The following is a 24651-nucleotide window of genomic DNA, read 5'->3' as shown; positions in this document are numbered from 1 at the left end:
TTACTTACTTCTACCTATTTGAAACCCTTTCTAACGCTATATTTATGCTCTGTATAGACTTCTGTAGAAGAAAGTTCCACATTTTTTATTCGCCTTTTGAAAGTGGAATTTAACTTTTCACTTCAGCCTTTTCTTTTTTGCTATAGGAAAAAGATAAGGCGTAAATCGTTCTGGTTCTGCACAAGACATCGCTGTTTCCTTTTCTAGCTTCCTTCCTTTGCTGGCACAGATCGTAAACAAGTATATGCGCTTTTTCTTGTGTGTGATAAAGTCACGGAAGTATTTGTTCGCCAGCGGTATGCTTTGTACGTAAGATAAAGCAAGGAGGTCATGATAATGACAATACATGTAACAAGCAGTAATTATGAAGAGGAAGTACTGGACAGCAGAGAGCCAGTGCTCATTGATTTTTATGCGGACTGGTGTGGTCCCTGTCAGATGCTGAAGCCAATCATTGAACAGATGAGCGAAGAGGCGGAGCATACGAAGATTGTGAAAATCAATATTGATGAGGAGCCGCAGCTGGCAGGCATGTTTCAGGTTATGAGCATTCCAACACTCGTATACATGCGGGATGGGTCCATACAGGGAAGTGTCAGCGGCTATCACAGTCTGGGACAGATCAAGTCCTGGATCGGAGAATAGTATGCTGTTTTTCAAGCAACGGCAGCAGGCTATGGCAATGTCGATCGAGGAAGGTTTATTGCTGAAAAAGAAAGAGCCGTCCATTTGTCTGTTGGATGTCAGAACGCCGAAGGAATACGCATCGAAACATCTGCCGGAAAGCATCAACCTGCCTCTGCAGCAGATGGAAACCGTTCATGCGATAATACCGGATTTGCAAACACGGATTTTGGTATATTGCCAAAGCGGCTCCCGAAGCCGGCGTGCAGTGATCGCCCTGAAAAAATATGGCTATGAGCAGGTTACAGACCTGGGTGGTATCATGCACTGGAATGGAAAGATGGTGAGGTAGATATGAAAATTGTAATTGTAGGCGGCGTTGCCGGAGGTGCAAGTGCTGCAGCACGCCTGCGCAGATTAGATGAACATGCACAGATCATTCTGCTGGAAAAGGGACCGCATATCTCTTATGCAAATTGCGGGCTTCCCTATTATATCGGTGATGTGATTCAGGCTGCAGAAAAGCTCACATTGCAGACACCTGAGAGCTTTTATAAACGACTTCGCATCGATGTACGAATAAACAGTGAGGCAGTCCGTATTCTGCGTGATACCAAACAGATAGAAATCAAACAAAAGGATGGCAGCTGTTATTGGGAAAGCTATGACAAGCTGATTCTTTCTCCCGGGGCAAAGCCGATACGACCAAAGCTGCCGGGAATTGATAGTCCGCGTATTTTCACCCTGCGCAATATACCGGATACCTTTGCAATAAAGGACTATCTGCAAATGCATACCCCGAAACGCATCCTGATTGTCGGGGGCGGCTATATCGGAGTGGAGCTGGCAGAAAATTTTGTTCATGCCGGCTGTCAGGTAACGATTGCGGACATGGCGGAGCATGTGATTGCACAACTGGATACAGATATGGCGGCAGAGGTCCATCAGTATTTGAAGGATCATGGAATCCGGTTGTGTCTGCATACCGCAGCACAGGGCTTCTTCGATCATGAGGATGGAATTGATGTGCAGTTTACAAAACATAAAGAGTGCTATGATATGGTGATACTGGCAGTTGGTGTAGCACCGGATAGCGCACTGGCAAGGGAATGCGGACTTTCCGTGAATGCGCGCGGGGCAATTCTTGTTAATGAACAGATGCAGACAAACGATGAGGATATTTATGCCATCGGTGATGCCATCGCCATACAACATTATGTTTCCCGCAAAGAAGACTATATCGCATTAGCCGGACCGGCCAATCGCCAGGGACGGCTGGTTGCTGATCATATCTGCGGAAAGCCCATCGCCTATAATGGAACAATGGGCTCCAGTATTCTTAAGCTGTTTGATATGAGCATCGCCATGACCGGTCTGAATGAAGCAGCTGCACAGGCGGCCAATATCCCCTATGAAAAGGTCTTCGCCTATGCTCCCCATCATGCTGCCTATTATCCTGATGCGAAAAATCTATGCATCAAGCTGCTGTTTCAGCCGGATACCAAAGAGGTGCTGGGCGCACAGATTGTCGGCTTTGAGGGAGTGGATAAGCGCATTGACGTACTTGCGACAGCGATTCACGGACATATGCAGATTGCAGATCTTGCCCAGCTGGAATTAAGCTATGCTCCCCCGTTTTCTTCAGCCAAGGATCCTGTCAATATTGCAGGCTTTCTCGCGGAGAATATACAGGCCGGTTTGGTTAAGCAGCTGCATGTTCAGGATTTTGCCAGACTGGATGCACATGCACAGATCATCGATGTACGCACGGAGGATGAGTATGCGGCCGGACACCTTGACAAAAGCCGCCATATTCCGATAGATGAGCTGCGGGAGCGGCTGCATGAGCTTGATAAGGGGCAGGAGGTTTATCTGGTTTGCCAAAGCGGTCTGCGAAGCTATCTGGCCGCAAGAATGCTGACCCAGCATGGCTTCTCAGCGACACATCTTGCCGGAGGGTATCGTCTGTATGCAGTCATGATGAAGGAGCAGCCTGTGGATTCCTCCCTGCATGGCATCTGCGGGGCAAAGCTGTCATAGGTCGTCTCGAATTGTATCGCCCGCTTCCCTTCGATTCAAAGGATTCACGATATGCGTCCTGTATCCTTTCTTCAGCTATCGAGGAGAAGCCTAGAATTTCATCGCATGTGAGATTCCCATGCGATTTTTCTTTTCCCTGCGAAATACAGCATGAAAGCACGAATAAAAACAGCAATGCTCCAACAGCTCGTTATGGCAACAGCCTACTATTCTGTATCCGTCTATGCTTTCGATCAAAGAGCTTTATCGGCTCGTATGGCTGTAGGTCATAGCTTTTTCCATAATAAAGCAGCTTTTTTCCTATTTCTACTTGACCTATAGTGAACTCCAGGTTGTATAGTAGGGATGTGATGATGACAGCACAGCTCATAAAGGAGGCAACATGATGCAGAAAATTTTAGTAGCATACTTCAGTGCAAGCGGTACAACAAAAAAGGTGGCAGAAAGGCTCGCAGGGCTTATGAAGGCTGATGTGTTTGAAATTCAGCCAGAGCTGCCGTATACAGCTGCAGATTTGGATTGGGAGAATAACCAAAGCAGAAGCTCAGTGGAAATGAGTGATCAAAGCTCTCGCCCTGCGATCCAGACGAGGGTTGAACATATGGCGCAGTATGACCTGATCCTGATTGGCTTTCCTATCTGGTGGTATCGGGAGCCATCGATTATCGATACCTTTGTGGAGACCTATGATTTCCATGGCAAGACCATCGTTCCTTTTGCCACCTCTGGCGGCAGCGGACTCGGTGATTCCGCCCGTCATATAGCCGCACTCGCAAAGGGAGCAGACGTGAAGGACGGACAGCTGCTTCGTGCAGGCGCTTCAGAGAAAGAGCTTTCCGCCTGGATCAAAACCATAAGCGAAAGGCCTGCTTCTATATAGTAGAGAAACATAGAGGCTTAGCATTATATCCATATCGGTTAGAATAAGAAAACGAGATTTCAACCCTCAGAATTTCTGAGTATGCGAAATCTCGTTTTGTTTGGCTCAGGACAGCACAGGTTAGCAGTCCAGCTATCCTTTTCTTCATGAGCTGATGAAGCTACTTGAAAGCAGGATGGGCAATGACTGTAAAGAGGTAGAGATTGCGGCAGTCTTATTTAGATTCACTAAGACTAGACTGCTCTGGTGTGCCCGGAAAAATCTCCCATGCAGATTTAGATCCACTAGTCTCAGAAGAGATTAGACCTTATTGGATGTAAACAAGACTTATTATATTTTTATTTAGATCCACTAGCCTCACAAGGTCTATTCCCAGTTTATCATATAAGGCTTACCTTCTTGAAAAACCGTCAGCTTTGAAATATCATGCCGTCGCAGAAATTCCCTTCCCTCATGAAAATGAAAGGCATAGGCTTCTGCTTTATGCGCATCTGAGCTCATCGTAAACATTGCCCCTCCCAACTGCTTATACCAGTCAACCACGGTTTCATATAAAGGCAGCTGCCCATACTGAAACATACTGCGGGTATTCAGCTCCAAAGCGATGCTGCGTTTGATCATTTCCGGAAATATTTGCTCCATATACGGATGAGCGATTGCAAGAAACGTGTCCGTATCAACATCCTGTATCCGGCTTACATAGTCAAAATGACTGAGAACATTCGCAGGAAGATCACTTTGCACAGCCGCTAGCATCTGTTGGAAATAGGAATGCAGTATATAGGAAATTTCATGCTGTCTGGCCTCCTCATCCATATAATCAAAGGAACCGTTTTGATGGATGCTGAGCAGGATGATATCAAATTGCTTATTCTGCAGCCAGGCCATCAGCTGCGCATGATGTCTGGGAAGCCAGCCAATTTCAACACCCCGTAACAGCCGGATATCCGTTTGTTTCTGCAATGTCTTAAGATAGGTGCTATAGCGTTCATAATCCATCCAGCTGTCCTGAAAGCCGTTGGCGGAATTTTCCAAATCCACATGCTCTGTTGTCACTAAATGTCCTTTGGCATACTTCAGATAGTCCGAAAGCTCTGTACCGGAATCAAAGGAAAAATTGGAATGTACGTGCTGATCGTAATATTTCATAGGGGCCTCCTTATGCATATATAGGATGACTCCACAGTCATGGAATCATCAGGTAACGCTATCTGCATTCTAGCAGAATTTCAATGAAAAAACAATGCAGGAAGGAACTATCGGCCTTCTCCTCTTGCAACGTATCAAAGGTCAGCAAAAAAGACATGCTCACCATTGTCCAAGTACAGCACTTGCGGTATTTCTGAGCGTGCGATGCATAGTGGCTGTCCTGCTGCTTCATTTCATGTCTTACTCCAAGCAAAGTAGCCCTACATAAATGCAAAGAAAACTTGTCATCTCTATTGACAAGTAAACTTGGTATGATATACTTGTTATACCAAGTATGCTTGGCAGGAAAGGTGGAATACCCGATGAATAAAGAAGAGATACTCGCAAAGAGCAGAAATGAAAACAAGGGAATGGATATCATGGAGCTGCAAAGTCTTGAAAAAGCAAGCAAAGTAGCAGCAAAGGTCGGTATGCTGCTGTGCTGTTTTGTCGCAGTTATGGAGGTCGCAGTAACTGGACAGCTCAGTTTGGGAAGCTGGCTGATCTATTTCGGCATATTATGCACACTGTTTTTTATGAAATATCGCCTCATGAAAAAACGGCATGAGCTGCTGCTTTCCATTTTTTACACAATGCTGTTCCTCCTGTTCCTGATTCTATTTCTGTTGAAACTGTTATGCTGAAGGAAGAGCTGATTCTACGCAACCGGCTGAAGCAGGCCCGTTGTGCCATGCACTTATCCCAGACACAGCTGGCGGAGCTTGTCGGTGTTTCACGCAACACCATCAGCTCGATTGAAACAGGGCAATTTAATCCGACCGCCAAGCTTGCCCTCATTCTGTGTATTGCTCTTGATTGGAAATTTGAAGACCTGTTCTATTTTGAGGAAGCTTGATATCCTCCACAATTTATTACGTATGCAAAGGAGGCTTTTCCACAGCGCGCTGTGTCGAAACTGCTTCCTTTTCTTTTTTATTATAGGCTTTGCGGGATAACGCAGCAAAGTGTTGACCTTACAGGTAAATGATGCTGTGATGGTATTGACCTATTAGATAAATCCATGTAAGGAGGACTATCGATGCCCGCAAACGCACCACAGCTTCAGAAACAGCGAAAAGAAGCGCTGTTAAACGCTGCATTAAAAGAGTTCGCAGAGGTTGGCTATGAGCAGGCTTCTACAAACAGAATTGCAAGGGACGCCGGAATTTCCAAGCCGCTTATGTTTCACTACGTCGGTAACAAACAACAGCTATTTCTCTTCGTCTATGAGTATTTTTCAGATCTGCTGAACAAGGAGTATTACAGACAGCTGGATCGTACAGAGCCCGACTTGATCAAACGGCTTCATGGCGCATATCTGATCCAGCTGCGGCTGCTGTATGCATACCCATGGGTATTTGATTTTTTCAAAATGAGTGCAGGAATGGATATCCAGCTATTTGATGAAGATATCCAGCAAAAGCTGATAAAGCGGAAGACGGAGGACTGCCCTAATCTATTTGAACAATACGATCGCAGCCTGTTTCTACTGCCGCAGGAAGATGCAACATGTATACAAATCCTATATTGCTCCTGCAAGGGATTTCAGGACTTAATGCTGGATAAAATCAGGACCATGCAGCCTGCAAAGCTTTGCATTTCCTCCCTTGAAAAAGATTTGGACATATTTTTCATGGGATTGCGCAGGCTCATGTATAAGGACAATGGAATTGAGGCTCCCCATGCAGACGATGAATAAGCCAGTTCTTATGCATTTTCCTTTAACAGGTGAATGGAATACGCCCAATACACCGGGAAGCCGCATACCCAGTCATGGAACGAATGCGTTTGCTACCAGATATGCCTATGATTTTCTGCAGCTGGATTGGAATAGAAGCACTCATCCCTGCTATCGCTCCCATGTGCTTCAGTACCTGTTGTTCGGCGTCCCAATCTCTGCGTGCTATTGCTATGGAAAGCCTGTATATTCTCCGTGTGATGGAACGGTTGTATATGTGATGGATGGCTGCAAAGAAAGACCGCGTGCCCGCCTATTCACAGATGCTTTGCGAGCGTTTAAAAATAGCCGTCTCAAGCAAAATCAAAAAATAAGTGACATAGCCGGCAATGCAGTCATAATTCAGTATACAGATACGGTCTATGCCGCCTTCTGTCACCTGCAGCCAAATTCGATTGCGGTCTCTGAGGGACAACATATACAGACAAACGACCGCATCGGCAGCATTGGACACAGCGGTAATTCCATGTTTCCCCATCTTCATTTCCAGCTCATGGACAGTGCTGATTTTCTGCATGCGAATGGTCTTCCCTGCGCCTTTATCCAATATGAGGTGTTTGAAAACGAACAATGGCATACGGTATGCGAGGGCATCCCCACGGCACAGCAGCGCATACGATATATGCCCTCAGATGAAAGCAAATAGATCAGGTAACGCAAAGGGGTATAGAAGCACACGTCATTCCTTCTAGTCGACTCCATTCTGATTGTATCCTTAAAAGATAAAGCCAGGAAGTATCATTCCCCTGGCCTCCTGTTATAAACATCACATGGATACTTGATTCCTCTTCCCATGAAAATCCTGCTTTCTATTTCCTATGGGATATTCAACTGCATATGAAGCGGGTTGTTTTTCTTCCTGCGTTACGTACACAAAAAGCCGCTATGGAGTCTACTTCCTCAGCGGCTTCTTTCCTGTATGGTAACATGGATGCTATCCCCCGGCTGCTTGCCGATTTGTGCACGGATATCCTTACGCACACCCAAAATATGGCGTATTGTCTTCATGCGGACAAGGGAGCCATCATATGCTACATTGTCAAATGTCGCATGCACGTAGACCCTTCCCTTTTGAAATTCTTCCCTTACATCCCATGGAAACTCGATATAGGCACCATCTATACCATCAACTTTCTGCAGCACAGCATCAAATTCATAGACTTTAGGATTCATTTCCAACACAACCTTTCCGTTCATATCCTGTTCAGCTATACAGCGCTTATGCATTGGATATGATTTGTTCATTTCCGAAGCAGAGAAAAAGGAAGTTCCTTTGGTAAGGCATTCTTCACGCAGGAGACAGTGCTGGCTTCCTCTTATTCCAGAGGCATGCAATGCATGGAATAGCCTCCTGCATCCTTTATCGTAATGAACGCTTTTTTCCTAGTGAAATTCCTCTTCGTTAAACATTATAGATGGGATCAATCTGCTTCAATTCCTTGAACGTATCGATTTCCACGATATCCTCTTGGCGGACAGGCTTTACGATTACCTTGTGATTGGACAGCTTTTCACGCAACGCCACCTCATCCCAATACTTTTCCTTACCACCCGGCATTTTAAACACCTCTTCGATATCCTTCGCCATTTTCTCTCCGTCTTCCTTATTCCAGAAGGAGATTCCCACCATCTGATGACAGTCCTTGCCACCTACTGCAAGTCTGCTGATGTAGCCCTTTCGGGTATAGAAGCACCAGTCATCGGTAACATCCATTTTGATACCGCAATAATTGGTGGTATATTCATATTTGCGAATAATTTCCGGATTGTACAGCAACAGATCACTTTCCAGCACATAGGCATTGCACATCATATCCTTAATCAGATAGGCACTGGAAATATTATTGGTTTCGTTAAACAGCGGATTCTCAATGAATTTGATTTTCGGATATTTGTGCAGCAGTACGTCAAACTGTTCCCCCAGATAGCCACGCACAATCGTAATATCCTCAATACCCGCAGCCACGACAGCATCCAGCAGGGTTTCTATGATGCGCTTTCCATGTACCAGAACAAGGGGCTTGGGTGTATTCAGGGTGATCGGTACCATGCGGGAGCCAAAGCCGGCCGCAAGAAAGATTGCCTTCTTCACTCGATAGGGCTCCAGTACCTCATAGCCCTTGAGGGTAACATCATACATAGAGCTTCCTCTGGTTTTGATCACTTCGCTGTCCTGCAGCTCCGTCAGGGTTTTATTGATGACACCGAGAGAAAGATCCAGCTGCTTTGCCAGTCTTCTCTGGGTGCATTTGTCGTTTTGATGGCGTTCGATATACACCAGGGTTTCAAACTGATTTAATGTAAGGTTCATATACGTATCTCCTTTACAGCGCTTTTATCATTATAGCAGAGTACAGCGGTTTTGCAAATATCGAAATACATAGGAGGAAGCCTCCTGCTAAGCCTCATGATCCTTGATCAGCTTCCTTTTCACCACATATACAAGCAGCTTCACAATCAGATTGACAAGCAAAATCACAACAGAGATAAAGGCGGTCGCCTCAATCAGTGACTGCGAATCAAACTGCGGTATGAGCAGCGACAGCGGCATATTGCGGAAATTCGCCAGAAAGGATACTGCGGATATCGTCACCATGGAATTGACAAACAGATAGCTGAACATCTCTACAATGGTTCCCTTCGTACAGGGAATATAGACATCCTTCAGCATACGGAAGCGGGAAATCCCCATTGCTGCGGAGATATCCTCCAGATTGCTGTGAAACTGCTGAAGCGAATTGTATGCCATCAGATAAGGATTGGCAAAGAAATGCGTAATGTTGACAAGCACCAGAATCGCAATACCGCCATACAGAAAGCTTCCCTTGTAAAAGAGCACATAGCTCAGACCGAGGACGACACCGGGTATGGCTAGCGATATCATGGACACCAGATGCAAAACGCGGCTGGATAGCTGCGATGCATTACGGGCTGTCATAAAGGCTGTTAAATAGGTCAGACAGACGCCGACCATGGATGTCAGCATTGCAATCGCCAGCGAATTTTTCAAATACATACGAACGCCGAGATCCATCGCCTGTATAATATTGTCCAGTGTCAAAGAAAGATCGGTTGGATAGTGATTGACAAAGGAAAGCACGGCAAAGGTGATCAGCGGCAAAGAGAGAAAGACAACCGTGGCGATACAAACGATATGGGCAATACGATCACGCTTCGCATTCGGCGCAATCTGATAGGAACGCGTTACCGTGGAGCTGCTGCCCTTATTTTCATTTTTCAAATCAAGGACAAAAGCGATAACGGCAGGAATCAATAGCAGGATTCCGATAATGGCTCCCTTTGAAAAATCCAGAAGTCCAATGACCTCACGATACATATATACCGGAAGGGTGATGGATTTCCCGCCGACGACAAGCGGTACGCCGTAATCGGTAAAAATCATCGTAAAGACTGAGAAAACAACACTGATCAAAGGCCCCTTGATATTGGGCAGCGTGATGGTGAAGAACTGCTGGCGCTTGGATAAGCCAAGCACACTGGCAGCCTCATAGGTCGTGTAATCCTCATATTGAAAGGTATCGTTCAGCATCAAAAAGGCAACCGGAAAGGAATACAGAATGGAGCCAAGAATGATACCGACATACCCGTACAGGAAAAATTTCATATGCAGCAGATTGGATATGATGCCGTTATCACCGAACAGCAGTACCAGCCCCATCCCATGGGAGATGGAGGGGATAAGCATCGGCAGTGTGAACAGCATGGTGTAAACAGAGCGATGCCGGATATGGGAACGGTTCATAAACCAGGCAAGTGCAAAGGCCAGGGATACGGATAACAGGGTTGCCAGAATGGTGGTGCACAGCGAGTTGATCACCATTGGCTGAAACTGCGGGGATGTGAGTACCTTCTGAATATCCTTGGCATCGATGTTTACCAGCAGGGCAATCAGCGGACAGATGACAAAGAAAAACAGAAAAAGGGCAACGAGGACACGGGAAGCCTGATAGCGTTTATTGTTCATAGACCTGTTTCCCCGTACATTTACACAGACTTTCCAGCTTGCCATCCAGATGCGCATTGACGAAGTCGATGATATACTGGTTTGCCGGATGGTGATAAATATTCTGCGGTGTATCAATCTGCTCGATGTTTCCCTCACTCATAACCATGATGCGATCGGACAGATAAAATGCCTCCTCCTGTTCATGGGTGATAAAGATCATGGTGGAATTAAAGCGCTTCTGAATGTCCTTCAGCTCCTTTTTCATGACCTCGCGCATGCTGACATCCAGTGCACTGATCGGCTCATCCAGCAAAATGATTTTCGGATTCAGCGCCAGTGTTCTGGCGATTGCCACACGCTGCTGCTGTCCGCCGGATAGCTGGGAGGGGCGTTTTTTGATCTGATCGCTCATACCGATCGCTTCCAGTGTCTGTAAGGCGATTTTTCGGCTTTCCGCTTTTTTATCCGAACGCAGCTTCAATGCATATTCCACGTTTTCCAGTACGGTCATATTGGGGAACAGTGCATAGTTTTGGAATATGATTCCCATATTTCGCTCACTCGGCTTCAAGTGGGAGATATCCTCCCCATCCATCAGGATTTGCCCTTTGGTTTGCTGTTCCAGTCCGATCAGGATTCGCAGAAGCGTTGTCTTGCCGCAGCCGCTGGGCCCCAGCACACTTAGAAATTCCCCTTCATGCACAGTGAAGGATATCGTTTTCAGTACATCCTTGCCATCAAAATTTTTATACAGATCGCGAACGATCAGCTTTTCTTTTTCTAATACTTCCATAAGTCCAGCAGCCTTTCTTTTTCATGTATGTCCTCGATGCCGTTCATATCGGCATACGGAATGTGTGTCGGATAATTTTGTATCGTATTCTTTTGATCCTTCAGGATAGCCTCCGGTGAGAAGTGCTCCTTATCATACAACAGGAAATCGTTGATGATGAAATCAAACACCCTTTGTACATCGGGATCATCCGCATGACGCTTCATCAGACCGGTGCCCGTCAGAGAATAGGGCGAGCCTTCCTTGGGATAGATGATTTTAAAGGGAGAGCCGGTGTTGATCTGATTGACCGCCTGAAAAGTCAGTCCCAAGCCGATGCCGACCTCGCCCTGAATGAGCAGCTTGATCGGACCGCTGCCAGATTCCGTAAACTGCTTGACATTGAATTCCAGCTGATCGATATATGCCAGAGCCTTTGCTTCTCCCATGGTATTCACCAGATTCTTGTAGAAGAAATAGCCGGTGCCGCTCGATTTCGGGTCTGGCATGGCAATCAGATTATAATATTTGCGATCCAGCAGATCCTCATAGGTTTTCGGTTCACTAAGCTTATGCTTTTTCAATACATCCGTATTGATGATAAAGGCACCTGCCTGTCGTTCCCAGGTCACATACGCATTGCCGTGATCCTTAGGTGCCAGACCATCCAAATACTGCAGACGGCTCTTTCCCTTGATATCTGCCAGCTGATCCTTAATCTTCTCCATGTAGGAGGTTTCCAGACCAACGACGATATCCGCGTCGCTTTGCTCCTGCTCCACAGATATTTTTGCCGCAGCCTTGGCGGTGGATACATACATGACCATGACATGCAAATCCGGAAATTTTTCATTCAGCTGCTGCTGCAGCTCCTCTCCACGAAATTGCTCCATGGAGGAGTAGACGATAATCGTATTCTGCTCATTGGATATGCTCACGAGTAAAGCCATGGTGATCACAACCATGGCAAGAATCAGCTTTTTCATACACCTCAACCCTATCTTTGTTCATGTAGTACCCATTTTATCACATTAAGAAAACATTTCAATCTTATTTTCGCATTTCATCATTACAATTTTGCAACAATTCCGATGCTATTTGAACATATCGCAAGTTTTGTATAACCCTTTTTCACCTGACGTATACTAGAAAAAGGAAAGGAGGAGTTCTATGAAGCATAAACTGCCGATTCTGCTGGTATTCTGCATGCTGCTGCAGCTAAGCGGCGTACAGGCTACCGAAAAGGAAGAACGGCTGCTATTGATGAGTGATGATCTGGCGTGGCTGATTGATGTACGCATCAAAGAGAATGACAGTCTGCAAATCGGCTTTCTGCCTGCGAATCTGCTTGTCCCGATTGCCTGTGCACAAGGCTATGCTGCACCACTGTCCCATGTAAAAATGGAGACAAATCGGGAATGTATCACAGAGAGTGTCGGTAATTTCCTGCATGTCGATTATGATCACAGCATCTATCTGCATATGAAGACCTTCAGCAGGGATGTGGGGCTGACACTGCCGGATACCGGCTTGAAAACAAGCGGGGAGCTGGTGGATTTCATGCATAAGGCAAGTGATCGGCTAGAGGTATCCATGCTGTTTCATTATAAGAATTATATCACCAGTGATCTTTCCGCGATGGATTATATCCGATACTATCGCAGGCTGCATGGGAAAAAGCTGAACATCACCTACGCATATATGAACTATATGGATATGGAGGATGCATCGATTCCTATGGACAATCAGCTTCATATACGGAAGAAATAAGCATGCAATCGAAGGATGCCGATCCGGCATGCGTGTGCTATTCAGATTATGCTGTCAGTATGCAGCACAAAAAAGACTTATCAAGACCAGACCTCATACCTGGCTGTGATAAGTCTTATTTTATTTATATGCGCCTATCTTTGCATTTGCTGAGGGCGTTACCGACATTGTGGATGGCGACGCACATAGTCCAGAATATTTTCATAATCCTGAAGTACATCGATTTCCGACCAGTAATGCCCTGCAATATCCCGTACCGGAATCTGTTTCTGTCCAATCATGGAATATAGTGTATTTTCCCACCAAAGCTGGTAATCACCCGCATGGACGAGCTGCTCCATCTGCTTGCGAAAGCAGGCAATCTCCTGCTTCTGTATCCGGGCGATGCCGACGTACTCGCTGGTACGCTCAGCCTCCGGCATATCCTTTCCATAATCTGTCAGGATTCCGTTTTCACAATGGAAGAAATAATCTCCGCTCAATCTGCGCGAGCTGTCCGCCAGTAAAAGGATTTTGTGATCATCTGCGAGCAGAAGATCAAGAATATCCTGCTGCCAGAAAACATCTGCATTCGCAAGCAGAAGATCCTGTGTTTCATCCAGCTGTTCTCTGGAAAACCAGAGGGATGCGATGCTGTTGGTTACCTTATAGAACGGATTTTCATAAAATGTGATCGGATACCCACAGAGTGCCTCCCTGATCAAATGCCCCTTAAAGCCCAGACAGATGTATACCTCGATCTGATTGTTCAGCAGCAGCTCCACCGTATGGCGAATCAAAGGTCCGTTGCCGATATTCAGTAAGCACTTTGGCTCATTTGTTTTCGTGGCGATACGGGTACCCATCCCGGCTGCCATTAGGATTGCTTTCATTTTTCATACTCCTTCAGCCCGTCACACAGGGCATCATAATCATCCAGCTTCAGATTTCCCAAATGCCCCACACGCAGCATACGGTCCCTCAACGCTCCAGCGCTTGGCGTTAATGTGATGGCATAGTTCTTTATCAGAAACTGATAAACCTTTTGCGCATCACCGTTAAACAGCAGTGGCGTCAGGGCATTGCTGAGAGGGAAGCTTGGGAGCTGTATCCCCAGCCTTTGAACCCTGCGGCGAAAGTAGGCAGCACGCTTTGCAATTCGCTGCTGTTCATGGACAAAGCCCTCCCCCTGTAAATGCTGCAGTCGCTCATGAAGCTCCATAAGGATACCGACTGCCGGTGTGTTGGGAGTCTGTCCCCGCTCCATATTGCGTGCATGCTCCTTTAAGCTCAAATACAGGCAGATATCATCTTTTGGTTCGATCATATTCCGATAGAAGGATTCCTGCAAAACAACCATGGACAATCCGCAAGATAATGCCAGTGCTTTCTGAGAGGAAAGAATCAAGGCATCGATTCCCATTTGGTCCATATCCAGCGGGTCCGCGAGAAAGCTGCTGATGGCATCCACAATCAGATACATATTCTTTGCTTTCGTAAACGCAGAAAGCAGCTGCATATCATAAAGCTGTCCGGTGCTCGTTTCATGCAGATTGACAAGCAGTGCACAATATTCATTTTGAGAAAAAGCGTCCAGGTGTTCCTTTCGCAATGCCTCCAGTTCCTGCAGACACAGCTCATCATAGGGTATCCCGTATATTCTGCACAGCTGTGCAAAGCGTTCGCCAAAGCTCCCTCCGCGAAGTATCAGTACCTTGTCCCGTCGGCGAAAGCTGCAGGCAACTACCGCCTCCATTGCTGCACTGCCGCTGCCGCTCAGAAACAGCGCTCTTCCTTTTCCGCAGCCACATAAAGACAGGAGCTGTTGTTCGTTTTCCTTCATTATGGATGAGAATTCATCATTGCGAAAATACGGCAGCTGTGTACCGCTAACCTGTAATGTTTCAGGGTACATTTCAACAGGCCCTACTGTGAACAGTTTCATAGTATCATCTCCAGTTATTTGTTCATATTTTAGATTATAGTATGCAAATAGGAAAAATACAACTTAATTTTCAATCTTTTTTGTTCATATAAATGGTATTTCGTTCTATTTTGAAACAATTAGAGAATTCGTAGACGTAGCCTAATTTAATTTTCGTTGTTTTTTAATTCACCTGAATATACAGCTGGTAAGAATTTCAGTGCATATGGTGTATAATGCGATATTGATTCTTCCGCTAACATTGGTATACATTTCATATGCGCATAAGCATAACAGCTTGTGAAATTTTTGTTCACAGTATAACGGTTACAAGTATGCAATAGATTTCGGTAAGTATGGCACCTGAACATGCCTGTTTTATTCATAATTGAAAAATCTCTCAAAAAAAGCTATAAAAAGGCAAAATGCCTATTGCAATTTCTAAAAATTATTGTATAATATTAAAGCAACATGTTTCAAAAAGAATAGCTCAAATGGTTCCGTAGCCAAGTGGTAAGGCAATAGACTGCAACTCTGTGATCATCGGTTCAAATCCGATCGGAACCTCCATTTTTGTTGGGATCGTGGCGAAATAGGCAGACGCAACGGACTTAAAATCCGTTGGGAGTTAATCCCGTGTGGGTTCAAGTCCCACCGTTCCCACCATTGAGAAAAACAGTCCTTGAAAAAGGACTTTTTTTATACAGTTATCAGAAAATGCACTGCGAGCCTTATTTGCAAGGAACGGGGGACGATTCAGCAAGATGCCTGTCTTTTCTATAGCACTTGTCATATGCGAATCATATTCCCCCTGCCGCTCATCCATCATAAAATGTGGAAAATAAGCACCTTGCACTTTACTACCATTCTGTGCACGGGTATTCCCTTTCAACATAAGCAGGATAGCAAACGACCACATCAGATTTCAGCAATGCTTGGAAAGCAGCGACAGCCTACCAAAAAAACGACAGGAGAATAATATTATGAGCAATGTATTTGATTATCTTACATGGAGAAATGATTTAACGTTTTCTGCAGTTCCCTGCTGTGCAGTGGATACTCTCATATGCAGCTGTCTATCCTATCTGCGTCTGCAGCCGGCATTTGCCGCACAAAATATGCTATGTGTCCAGACCGCCTCTGAAATATTCAAGCAAACAAGGCCGGAGGATATCCATTATCGCGTGAACGAAGACCTGCAGCTGCTGTATAAAATGGCAGAAGGAAACCGTTATGGCAAGGTAATCCTCTGCGGCTACATCGATCATCTGAATCCCTCTATGGAAAAACAGTTCTCTGCCCTCACCTGTCTGCTGGAGGATGATGTTATGCTGATTACCTATCGCGGTACGGATAATACACTTGTAGGCTGGAAAGAAGATTTCAATATGACCTTTCTGGATGCCATTCCTTCACAGAAGGAAGCGGTACAGTATTTGGAAGCTATGGCAGCTGCCTACCCAAAGCGGCGCATTATCCTATGCGGACATTCAAAGGGCGGCAATCTTGCAGTCTATGCTGGTGCCTTCTGTACCACTGCCGTACAAAGAAGAATCCTGCAGGTTTACAATCACGATGGGCCTGGATTTTCCGCAGAAACATTAAAAACAGCAGGCTATCGTTCCATCGCACAGCGCATAGAAACCTTTGTTCCACAATCCAGTATAGTCGGTATGCTTATGGAGCATGAGGAGCATTATACTGTCATTTCCAGCACACAGATTTCTCTGTGGCAGCATGATCCCTATTCCTGGGAGGTACTCGGTCCTGATTTTGTACGTCTGAATAATGTGGATCGGCAAAGCATCATCCTGGACAGTACAATCAAGCACTGGATTGGTGAGCTTGACCGCTCCCAGAGAGAAGCCTTCACAGATGCCGTGTTTCAGATTTTAAGCAATACCAATGCCGCTTCCTTTAAAGAGATGAATGAAAATCGAATGCGCAGCACTGCTCTGATCTTAAAGGCATTGAACCGTACAGACAAGCAGACAAAGAGGATGCTCTCTGATATTACGCTAAAGCTGATGGCCAGCGCAAAAAACGCGATTGAAGCAAATCTTGTAAATGAAAAACAGACGAATTGATTATGCACGCTGCAGTGCTCAATATGAATGAGGAAGAGGAGAATCCAGATTTCAGTAATCATATCCTGAAATTGACTTCTCCTTTTTTGCTATTCTCATGTATTCTTTGGTTGTATTGTAATGAACAGTATTTCATTATGTGATGCGACCCGCATCGGAAATCCCCATGTACCCGTTCCCGATGAAACCAGCATACGATACCCAACATCATAGCTGCCATATGCTTTCGGATATGGTATCCTTGTCAGCACCGTATTGGGAAATATCTGACCGTTATGCGTATGTCCGGATAGCTGCAGCAAACCTGCATCACCGGCATCAGTCACAGCCTTCGGACGATGCTCCAGCAAGATCACAGGCACATCTTCACGTTGTCCCTTTATAAGTGAAGACCACGAGCGTCTGTCCTCCCCTCTATCCTTTCGTCCGATGATCCGGATACCGTTGACCACTGCCGATTCATCCTGCAGAATATGTACACCTGCTGAACGCAGCATCGCCTCATATTCCCCACGCTGTTTCTGCAACAGCTCATGATTACCGCCTGCGTAGTAAATATCCTTATGCAGGTCGAAAAGCATCCTGCACAAAGCCTCCATATCCTTATGTGATGTCGCTTCATCAAACAAATCTCCGCCAAGCAGCACAATATCGCAATCTTTAGCGAGACGCTCTATGGTTCCATAAGGAGACGAAAGCGTTGTTCCTGCATGCAGGTCACTGATATACAAAAGCTTTTGTTTCTGTTGCACTCCCTTCAATTCAACGCTTTCATAACGCACCGTAACACGGGAGGCACACCCGATTCCATATACGGAAAACAAAAGCATGATCACAGATGCAAGAGCAAAGAGCTTTGTATGAAATTCCCTGTGATGCTTTCTACAGTACAGCTTTTGCACCAGAGCAAGCAGACAAAAGCCTGCCATCTGCGGCAGATATATGCTATTCAGTATCATAACCAGGGCGCCGCGCCTCCACATCGCATCCTTATACATCACAAAGAACGGAGTAAAACGATAAATCAGAAAACCGCTGCCAAGCAGGGATACTGTCAATAGTACATAACGGGTCTGCTTTTTCTTATACAGCTTCTTCACCGTATGCCAGAAGAACAGCTGCACAAGGAGAAGAATCAGCAGACATAGGAGTAAAAACAACAGCATTCTCATGTACTTCACCTTCCCTATTATCCTAGCACAAATCAGGAATGCGCTCTACATCGATTCAATATTTTATGAAAAAATCTTCTCTTTGTCCAGAAAGGATTACCTTTCCAATTTATACATTTATAAATTTTTGTGATGACTTTGCTTTTCATTTGTTACATTCTTTACAAAGGTTGAATGTTCAACTTTTGTGTGCTATCATTCTTATAGTTGAAAGGCCAACCATCGGAGGGAAGACATGGATAACAGCAACTATTTATATTTAAACACCTCAATTCTGTACCGCTGCGGACAGAAATATTATGATAAAAAGTTATGCGGACACGACATCAATGCAGCACAGATTCTGTTTTTGATTCTCATCTATGAACAGGAGGGTCTGAACATGCAGCAGCTTGCACAAAAGGGCTGCTTTGATAAAGGAACCATTACCAAGAGCATCTCCCGTCTGGAGGAGCTTGGCTATGTAACAACACAAAACAGTCCGGAGGATAAACGCATTCGACTGTTATATACCACCGACAAGACTAAGGATATCATCCGTGATATCTACATGATCCGTCAGCAGTGGTGGGAGCTTTTATCCAAGGATATCGGTACGCAGGAGCTGCAGCAGTTTGAAGCAACGCTCAGTAAGCTAAGCGAGAATGCCCGGAAATATGAACAGCAGGAAGAAGCAGGCATTAAGCTGTTTGGCATTCAAAAGCTGACTCTGCTGGATTATCCGCAAAAAATGGCAAGTACGATTTTTACAGGTGGCTGCAATTTCCGCTGCCCCTTCTGTCAAAACAGCGATCTCGTCTTTCTGCCAGAAAACATGCCGGAGCTGCAGGAAGCTGATGTGCTCAGCTTTCTGGAAAAACGAAAAGGAATTCTGGATGGTGTCTGTATCAGCGGAGGTGAACCGCTGTTGAATCCGGAGCTCGCAGAATTTCTACGAAAAATCAAGGCTATGGGCTATGCAATCAAGCTGGACACAAATGGCAGTAGTCCGGATCAGCTAAAGCTGCTTGTTGAAGAAGGGCTTGTGAATTACGTCGCTATGGATATCAAAAACGCTCCACAAAAATATGGAGAAACAGCCGGTATCCGTAATCTTGATCTCAGCGGTATACAGGAGAGCATCACCTATCTAAAGGAAGGACATATTCCATATGAATTTCGTACAACGGTTGTAAAGGAGCTGCATACGGCTCAGGATATTCAGGATATGGCAGAATGGCTTCATGGTGCAGCCGCCTGGTATCTGCAAAATTTTGAAGACAGTGACCATGTCATTAGGAAGGGATTGCATGCATGGGATAAAGAAACCCTGCAGCAGTTTCAGAAATTGGCGAAAGCGAAGGTTCCAAATACAGAGCTTCGTGGTATATAGAGAGAAGGAAAGGAAGAACGATATGTATCAGGTTATTAAAAGAGATGGAAAGATTTCAGAGTTTGACATTGCCAAAATCAGCAATGCCATTCAGAAGGCATTTGATGCGGTAGAACGCCAGTACCACCCAAGCATTATCGACATGCTTGCTTTGCGTGTCACATCCGATTTTGAGCCAAAAATAAAGCATGAACGCATTCAGGTGGAGGATATTCAGGACAGTGTGGAATCCATTCTGATTCAATCCGGGTACGGCGATGTAGCGAAATGTTATATTCTCTATCGAAAGCAGAGGGAAAAAATCCGGAATATGAAATCCACCATTCTGGATTACAAGGAGCTAGTCGACAGCTATGTGAAAGCCACCGACTGGCGCGTAAAAGAAAATTCAACCGTCACCTATTCCGTAGGTGGACTGATATTGAATAACTCCGGAGCAATCACTGCCAATTACTGGCTGAGTGAAATCTATGATGAGGAAATTGGAAATGCACATAAGTCTGGTGATATGCATATTCATGATTTGAGTATGCTGACAGGTTATTGTGCCGGCTGGAGTCTGAAGCAGCTGATTCAGGAAGGTCTGGGCGGTGTCGGAGGAAAAATCACATCCAAACCGGCCAGTCATCTTGCGACACTCTGCAATCAGATGGTAAACTTTCTCGGTATTATGCAGAATGAGTGGGCAGGTGCACAGGCCTTCTCTTCCTTTGATACGTATCTGGCACCCTTCGTTAAAGCAGATAATCTGGACTATGATCAGGTTAAAAAATGTGTGGAATCCTTTATTTATGGTGTAAACACACCTAGCCGCTGGGGTACACAGGCACCGTTCTCCAACATCACCTTGGATTGGACAGTTCCTGCCGACCTTGCTGAGCTAAATTGCATTATTGGAGGAAAAGAAGTAGATTTCAAATATAAGGACTGTAAAAAAGAAATGGATATGGTAAACAAGGCATTCATTGAGATTATGATTGAGGGAGATGCCAATGGACGCGGTTTCCAGTATCCGATTCCCACCTATTCCATTACCCGTGACTTTGACTGGTCGGAAACAGAAAACAACAAGCTGCTATTTGAAATGACCGCAAAGTACGGAACACCTTATTTCTCTAATTATGTTAACTCCGATATGGAGCCAAGCGATGTGCGAAGCATGTGCTGCCGTCTGCGGCTGGATCTTCGTGAGCTGCGTAAAAAAAGCGGTGGATACTTTGGAAGCGGCGAAAGCACTGGCTCTGTTGGTGTAGTCACAATCAATATGCCGCGTATCGCATATCTTTCTACAAATAAAGAGGATTTCTATAAGCGACTCGATCATCTGATGGATATCGCTGCACGCTCCTTGAAGGTAAAGCGCACAGTCATTTCCAAGCTGCTGGAGGAAGGCTTATATCCATATACCAAACGGTATCTTGGAACCTTTGCGAACCACTTCTCCACATTGGGGCTGATTGGAATGAATGAAGTGGCCTTAAATGCCAAATGGCTTGGTATGGATCTGACACAAAAGGAAGCGCAAGCTTTCACAAAAGAGGTTCTGAATCATATGCGTGAGCGTTTGGTCATTTATCAGGAGAAATATGGGGATTTATATAATCTGGAGGCTACCCCTGCAGAGTCAACAACATATCGTCTAGCAAAGCATGACAAGGAACGTTACCCGGATATCATTACTGCAACAGAAGAAGGAAATACACCGTATTACACAAATAGCTCTCACTTACCTGTTGGCTATACAGAGGACATCTTTGAAGCACTGGATGTACAGGATGAGCTCCAAACATTATATACTTCCGGAACAGTGTTCCATGCGTTCTTGGGGGAAAAGCTTCCGGATTGGAAAGCAGCAGCAGCTCTGGTAAGAAAAATAGCTGAGAACTACCGCCTGCCATATTACACCCTTTCCCCAACCTATTCCATCTGTCGAAATCATGGATATATCAACGGGGAGCATTATACATGCCCGCAATGCGGTGGTACAACTGAGGTATGGAGTCGAATTACGGGATACTATCGACCTGTACAGAATTGGAATGAAGGGAAGAGTCAGGAATTCAAAGAGCGTAAAGTTTATGATATCGGACATTCTGTCTTAAAAGGTAAGGATGCCCTACCACATGTTGAAAAGGAAGCTGATACCGTTCAGGCTGTAAATGAAGAAGGTGTTTTCCTATTTACAACTAAGACCTGTCCGAATTGTAAAATAGCTGATAGCTGGCTGAAAAGTGCTGGTATCTCCTATGAAAAAGTGGATGCTGAGGAACAGGCTGAGTTAACAAAAAAATTCTCAATTATGCAGGCACCGACGTTGGTCGTCTGCAGAGATGGAAGCTGTGAAACATACAGCAATGCATCCAACATTCGTAAGTACATTGATATGATGCAGAAGGCATAAGCAATAAGAGGATATATTTCATGCAGAAATGTATCCTTTTTATGTATTTGGATTTTTTTCTGTTATAATAATAAGAGATGATTGCCCCGCTAATTTATCCAGCGCGTACCATAAGCTCACATGAATTCCCTGGGAGGTTCGCGCATCATTTTGTTTAAATTTTTTGTAACAGATTTAATATGATTTTCATTAGTTCAGACTTTATATTTATGTAAATTTGTTTCATTTAGGGGTGCTCATAAGATTTTTCACGGTCTAGTCTCTCCTGAGACTAGTGGATCTAAATTCTTATAAAAGTTGTCTAATCCACCAAAATCCCAGTCTAGTCTCTCCTGAGACTAGTGGATCTAAATATTGAGCCTATCTTATTTAGGCGCATAAGATGCTGTCTAGTCTCTCCTGAGACTAGTGGATCTAAATCTGAAGAATCAAAACAGACAGAAGTTTTGAAGGAAGTCTAGTCTCTCCTGAGGCTAGTGGATCTAAATCTTCCACCTATCTCCATGTTATTGAGATTATTAGTCTAGTCTCTCCTGAGGCGAGTGGATCTAAATCAATAGGCTTTTGATATCTGTTCAGCCGTTTCCGTCTAGTCTCTCCTGAGGCTAGTGGATCTAAATTAGCCGAGTACCTTATTAAAATTTGTTTGTACTATGTCTAGTCTCTCCTGAGGCTAGTGGATCTAAATCCTAAGTGGGCACGGAGGAAAAACAAATGGTAAACAAAAGTCTAGTCTCTCCTGAGTCTAGTGGATCTAAATCCACTTTGCATATAGTGTGAAGCTGCTCGTTACCGTCTAGTCTCTCCTGAGGCTAGTGGATCTAAATTAATCAGGGAACTGAGAAAGAAGTAACCTGAGAGGTCTAGTCTCTCCTGAGGCTAGTGGATCTAAATCCCATGCAGGCGGTTCTTTCCTAATCTCCAGATGTCTAGTCTCTCCTGAGACTAGTGGATCTAAATTAAGTCTAAAGCCTTTAGATAGCTTAGAATGGGTCGTCTAGTCTCTCCTGAGACTAGTGGATCTAAATAAACTGTGACAATTTGTCACGGTTTCATTTCCTTCGTCTAGTCTCTCCTGAGACTAGTGGATCTAAATCGAGCGAACATTAAGCGACATGTATCATTGCCTGGTCTAGTCTCTCCTGAGACTAGTGGATCTGAATACCGCATTAGCAGCACTCATATTGACAGGCTGCAGTCTAGTCTCTCCTGAGGCTATAAATTAAATAGTGCTACTGTAATACTTTTTCATCACTTACCAGACGAACTACTATACGGAGCAAAATCAGGAACCTGTCCATTCACAATCTGCACTACCAACGGTATCTCCGTTTTCGTCTCCAGCTCTGACGTACTCAAAAAAGTTATAACCTGTGCATTCACCTTGACAACAAGTGATATTTTAATCATGGTGTTGTTGATACCATATGGCTTCGATTCTGTTTTTATCTCCCCTGTAACATCATTCAGCATGCGCATACGCACTCTGATTTTCGGCCCCTTATCATATAAAAAGAAAATATGACTCAGATAACCTGCCGGAACCTCGTACAACACCCCATCCTCATAGAAAACATCCTTTGTCGTAGGGTCCTTTTTACCATCCTGTGCAGCCAGCAGTGATTTATCAATCGTATTCAATGCCGAATACAGCAGCTGATTCAATTTATACGAATCATACTCAATACTACTTATATCCCCGCTCTTTGTACGATTTATTTTAAACAGAGCATCGGTATCATATTCAATATCCGCTAGCACTTCCTTCACAATATTATTGATTGCAAACCCTGTATGCTGTTTGGCAATCGCCTGTAGCTGCGGCTCCATATACATATTAAACGAACGGACAATACATCCGAAACCAAGAACAATCGCGACCAGCAGAAGAATCAGCTTCTGCTTTTTATATTTCCTGCTTTTGACTTTTCTCATCGAGCATCCTGCCTCTATTACAAATAAAAGCATCCTCCATTAAAACAGTATATGAAAGCATACCCAAAAACATGTGTATTCATAAAGCACAAAAAAAGATGCAGTTTTCGCATCTTACAGCTGATCCAGTACGTCAAATCGATCCAGTGTCTTGCAATCCGCAATCACAACCAGATGATCCTCCTTCTGTATTTTATATTCTGCATCCGGACAAACATTCAAATGCTCCTGCAAATAGGAACGTATGCCCACAACGTTGATACCGAATCTTCGGCGCAGATCAAGTTCAATCAGAGATTTTCCTACCCATTGCGGCGGTGTAGGTATTTCCACGATACTGTACTCCTTATCCAAATCCACAACATCAATAATATTTTTCCCTAATACGCCCTTAGCAACCTGCTCTCCCATTTCCTTCTCCGGACGCACAACTTTATTGGCTCCAAGCTCTGTAAAAATCTGCATATAACGCTTATTTTTTGCCTTTGCCACGATATATGGAACACCTAGCTCCTTCAGATTGATAATGCCCATCACACTTTCCTCAAGGTGGCTCCCCATACTCACGATCGCAATATCGCAATCCTGGACACCTGCCTCGCGCAGCTGATTGATATCCGTAATATCACACATCATACTCTGTGTGACGATATCCGCCATGCGGTCCACGCATTTTTCATCATTATCCAACGCAATCACCTCGCAGTTATAGCTGCTTAATGTCTTTGCGACTGTTGAACCGAAAATCCCTAATCCCAGGACAACATACTGTCTGTTTGAAATCTTTTTCATTTTTTCTATC

At 44.7% G+C, this 24651-nt stretch carries 23 protein-coding genes, 2 tRNA genes and 1 CRISPR repeat array; of the genes, 14 read left to right on the top strand and 11 right to left on the bottom strand.

Annotated features, from left to right (window positions below; all coding sequences use genetic code 11):
• The first annotated feature begins 336 nt into the window (after positions 1-336).
• The 4 genes from trxA (at position 337) to NE665_RS16645 (ending at position 3544) form a co-directional block, all read left to right on the top strand.
• On the top strand, positions 337-645 hold the full coding sequence (gene trxA / locus NE665_RS16660; protein ID WP_117442714.1) for a thioredoxin: 309 nt from the start codon (positions 337-339) through the stop codon (positions 643-645).
• 1 nt (position 646) lies between these two features.
• Positions 647-976 carry a rhodanese-like domain-containing protein gene (locus tag NE665_RS16655; RefSeq protein ID WP_178759870.1) on the top strand — a complete coding sequence of 110 codons (330 nt, stop codon included), beginning with the start codon at positions 647-649 and terminating at the stop codon, positions 974-976.
• 2 nt (positions 977-978) lie between these two features.
• Positions 979-2664, top strand: coding sequence for an FAD-dependent oxidoreductase (locus tag NE665_RS16650; RefSeq protein WP_117442716.1), 1686 nt, complete (start codon positions 979-981; stop codon positions 2662-2664).
• Positions 2665-3049: 385 nt separating this feature from the next.
• A complete protein-coding gene (locus tag NE665_RS16645; RefSeq protein ID WP_117442717.1) occupies positions 3050-3544 on the top strand; it encodes a flavodoxin in 495 nt (164 codons plus the stop codon).
• A gap of 366 nt (positions 3545-3910) precedes the next feature.
• Here the strand turns inward: NE665_RS16645 and NE665_RS16640 are convergent, their stop codons facing one another.
• Positions 3911-4693 (bottom strand): PHP domain-containing protein, encoded by a 783-nt coding sequence (locus NE665_RS16640; protein WP_117442718.1) that lies wholly within the window; start codon positions 4691-4693, stop codon positions 3911-3913.
• Between the two features lie 362 nt (positions 4694-5055).
• On the opposite strand from NE665_RS16640, the gene NE665_RS16635 reads away from it, so the two are divergent.
• The 4 genes from NE665_RS16635 (at position 5056) to NE665_RS16620 (ending at position 7116) form a co-directional block, all read left to right on the top strand.
• Complete coding sequence (locus NE665_RS16635) at positions 5056-5376, top strand: DUF6442 family protein (RefSeq protein WP_117442719.1); 321 nt, start codon at positions 5056-5058, stop codon at positions 5374-5376.
• A complete protein-coding gene (locus tag NE665_RS16630; protein ID WP_178759871.1) occupies positions 5373-5588 on the top strand; it encodes a helix-turn-helix transcriptional regulator in 216 nt (71 codons plus the stop codon). Before NE665_RS16635 ends, NE665_RS16630 begins: the two co-directional genes overlap by 4 nt.
• A gap of 183 nt (positions 5589-5771) precedes the next feature.
• The gene (locus tag NE665_RS16625; protein ID WP_117442721.1) at positions 5772-6431 is read left to right on the top strand and encodes a TetR/AcrR family transcriptional regulator; all 660 of its coding nucleotides are present in this window, start codon (positions 5772-5774) and stop codon (positions 6429-6431) included.
• Complete coding sequence (locus NE665_RS16620; protein WP_233104725.1) at positions 6415-7116, top strand: M23 family metallopeptidase; 702 nt, start codon at positions 6415-6417, stop codon at positions 7114-7116. Before NE665_RS16625 ends, NE665_RS16620 begins: the two co-directional genes overlap by 17 nt.
• Positions 7117-7370: 254 nt before the next feature.
• On the opposite strand, the gene NE665_RS16615 is transcribed toward NE665_RS16620, so the two are convergent.
• From NE665_RS16615 to NE665_RS16595, 5 genes are all read right to left on the bottom strand, one after another.
• Positions 7371-7667 (bottom strand): DUF1905 domain-containing protein, encoded by a 297-nt coding sequence (locus NE665_RS16615; RefSeq protein WP_347285931.1) that lies wholly within the window; start codon positions 7665-7667, stop codon positions 7371-7373.
• 205 nt (positions 7668-7872) lie between these two features.
• Positions 7873-8781: a phosphocholine cytidylyltransferase family protein gene (locus tag NE665_RS16610; protein WP_117442722.1), complete on the bottom strand. Its 909-nt coding sequence runs from the start codon at positions 8779-8781 to the stop codon at positions 7873-7875.
• An 87-nt stretch (positions 8782-8868) separates the two neighbouring features.
• The gene (locus NE665_RS16605) at positions 8869-10455 is read right to left on the bottom strand and encodes an ABC transporter permease subunit (RefSeq protein WP_117442723.1); all 1587 of its coding nucleotides are present in this window, start codon (positions 10453-10455) and stop codon (positions 8869-8871) included.
• A complete protein-coding gene (locus NE665_RS16600) occupies positions 10445-11230 on the bottom strand; it encodes an ABC transporter ATP-binding protein (protein WP_008819009.1) in 786 nt (261 codons plus the stop codon). Before NE665_RS16600 ends, NE665_RS16605 begins: the two co-directional genes overlap by 11 nt.
• A complete protein-coding gene (locus tag NE665_RS16595) occupies positions 11218-12195 on the bottom strand; it encodes an extracellular solute-binding protein (RefSeq protein WP_009269436.1) in 978 nt (325 codons plus the stop codon). Before NE665_RS16595 ends, NE665_RS16600 begins: the two co-directional genes overlap by 13 nt.
• 184 nt (positions 12196-12379) lie before the next feature.
• Here NE665_RS16595 and NE665_RS16590 point away from each other — a divergent pair, with 184 nt between their 5' ends.
• Positions 12380-12979, top strand: a complete 600-nt coding sequence (locus tag NE665_RS16590; RefSeq protein ID WP_117442724.1) for a hypothetical protein — start codon at positions 12380-12382, stop codon at positions 12977-12979.
• A 158-nt stretch (positions 12980-13137) separates the two neighbouring features.
• Here the strand turns inward: NE665_RS16590 and NE665_RS16585 are convergent, their stop codons facing one another.
• Entirely contained in the window at positions 13138-13851 is a 714-nt protein-coding gene (locus NE665_RS16585) for a phosphocholine cytidylyltransferase family protein (protein ID WP_117442725.1), read from the bottom strand.
• Positions 13848-14903 carry an aminotransferase class V-fold PLP-dependent enzyme gene (locus NE665_RS16580; protein ID WP_117442726.1) on the bottom strand — a complete coding sequence of 352 codons (1056 nt, stop codon included), beginning with the start codon at positions 14901-14903 and terminating at the stop codon, positions 13848-13850. The genes NE665_RS16585 and NE665_RS16580 overlap by 4 nt, the downstream gene beginning before the upstream one ends.
• 475 nt (positions 14904-15378) lie before the next feature.
• Here NE665_RS16580 and NE665_RS16575 point away from each other — a divergent pair.
• The 3 genes from NE665_RS16575 to NE665_RS16565 all read left to right on the top strand — a co-directional run bounded on the left by NE665_RS16575 (position 15379) and on the right by NE665_RS16565 (position 16969).
• Positions 15379-15452 (top strand) — tRNA-Cys (locus NE665_RS16575).
• A gap of 8 nt (positions 15453-15460) precedes the next feature.
• Positions 15461-15548 (top strand) — tRNA-Leu (locus NE665_RS16570).
• A 317-nt stretch (positions 15549-15865) separates the two neighbouring features.
• A complete protein-coding gene (locus NE665_RS16565; protein WP_117442728.1) occupies positions 15866-16969 on the top strand; it encodes a DUF2974 domain-containing protein in 1104 nt (367 codons plus the stop codon).
• Between the two features lie 95 nt (positions 16970-17064).
• On the opposite strand, the gene NE665_RS16560 is transcribed toward NE665_RS16565, so the two are convergent.
• Positions 17065-18141, bottom strand: coding sequence for a metallophosphoesterase (locus tag NE665_RS16560; protein WP_117442729.1), 1077 nt, complete (start codon positions 18139-18141; stop codon positions 17065-17067).
• Positions 18142-18376: 235 nt separating this feature from the next.
• On the opposite strand from NE665_RS16560, the gene NE665_RS24780 reads away from it, so the two are divergent.
• Together NE665_RS24780 and NE665_RS16545 are read left to right on the top strand one after the other, a co-directional pair.
• On the top strand, positions 18377-19513 hold the full coding sequence (locus NE665_RS24780) for an anaerobic ribonucleoside-triphosphate reductase activating protein (RefSeq protein WP_117442730.1): 1137 nt from the start codon (positions 18377-18379) through the stop codon (positions 19511-19513).
• 22 nt (positions 19514-19535) lie between these two features.
• Positions 19536-21914, top strand: a complete 2379-nt coding sequence (locus NE665_RS16545; RefSeq protein ID WP_117442731.1) for a ribonucleoside triphosphate reductase — start codon at positions 19536-19538, stop codon at positions 21912-21914.
• A 253-nt stretch (positions 21915-22167) separates the two neighbouring features.
• Positions 22168-23144: direct repeats of the CRISPR family, unit length 33 nt; unit sequence GTCTAGTCTCTCCTGAGACTAGTGGATCTAAAT.
• Between the two features lie 21 nt (positions 23145-23165).
• Here NE665_RS16545 and NE665_RS16540 read toward each other — a convergent pair.
• Both NE665_RS16540 and NE665_RS16535 read right to left on the bottom strand, forming a co-directional pair.
• Positions 23166-23849 carry a sporulation protein YunB gene (locus NE665_RS16540; RefSeq protein ID WP_117442732.1) on the bottom strand — a complete coding sequence of 228 codons (684 nt, stop codon included), beginning with the start codon at positions 23847-23849 and terminating at the stop codon, positions 23166-23168.
• A gap of 114 nt (positions 23850-23963) precedes the next feature.
• On the bottom strand, positions 23964-24641 hold the full coding sequence (locus NE665_RS16535; protein WP_002608360.1) for a TrkA family potassium uptake protein: 678 nt from the start codon (positions 24639-24641) through the stop codon (positions 23964-23966).
• Positions 24642-24651 lie beyond the last annotated feature (10 nt).

Origin of the sequence: Clostridium sp. DFI.1.208 (genome assembly GCF_024463855.1) — a bacterium.
Taxonomy (GTDB): domain Bacteria; phylum Bacillota_I; class Bacilli_A; order Erysipelotrichales; family Erysipelotrichaceae; genus Clostridium_AQ.
Note: the sequence above shows the minus strand (reverse complement) of the source record. Positions and strands in the feature narration are given on the sequence as shown.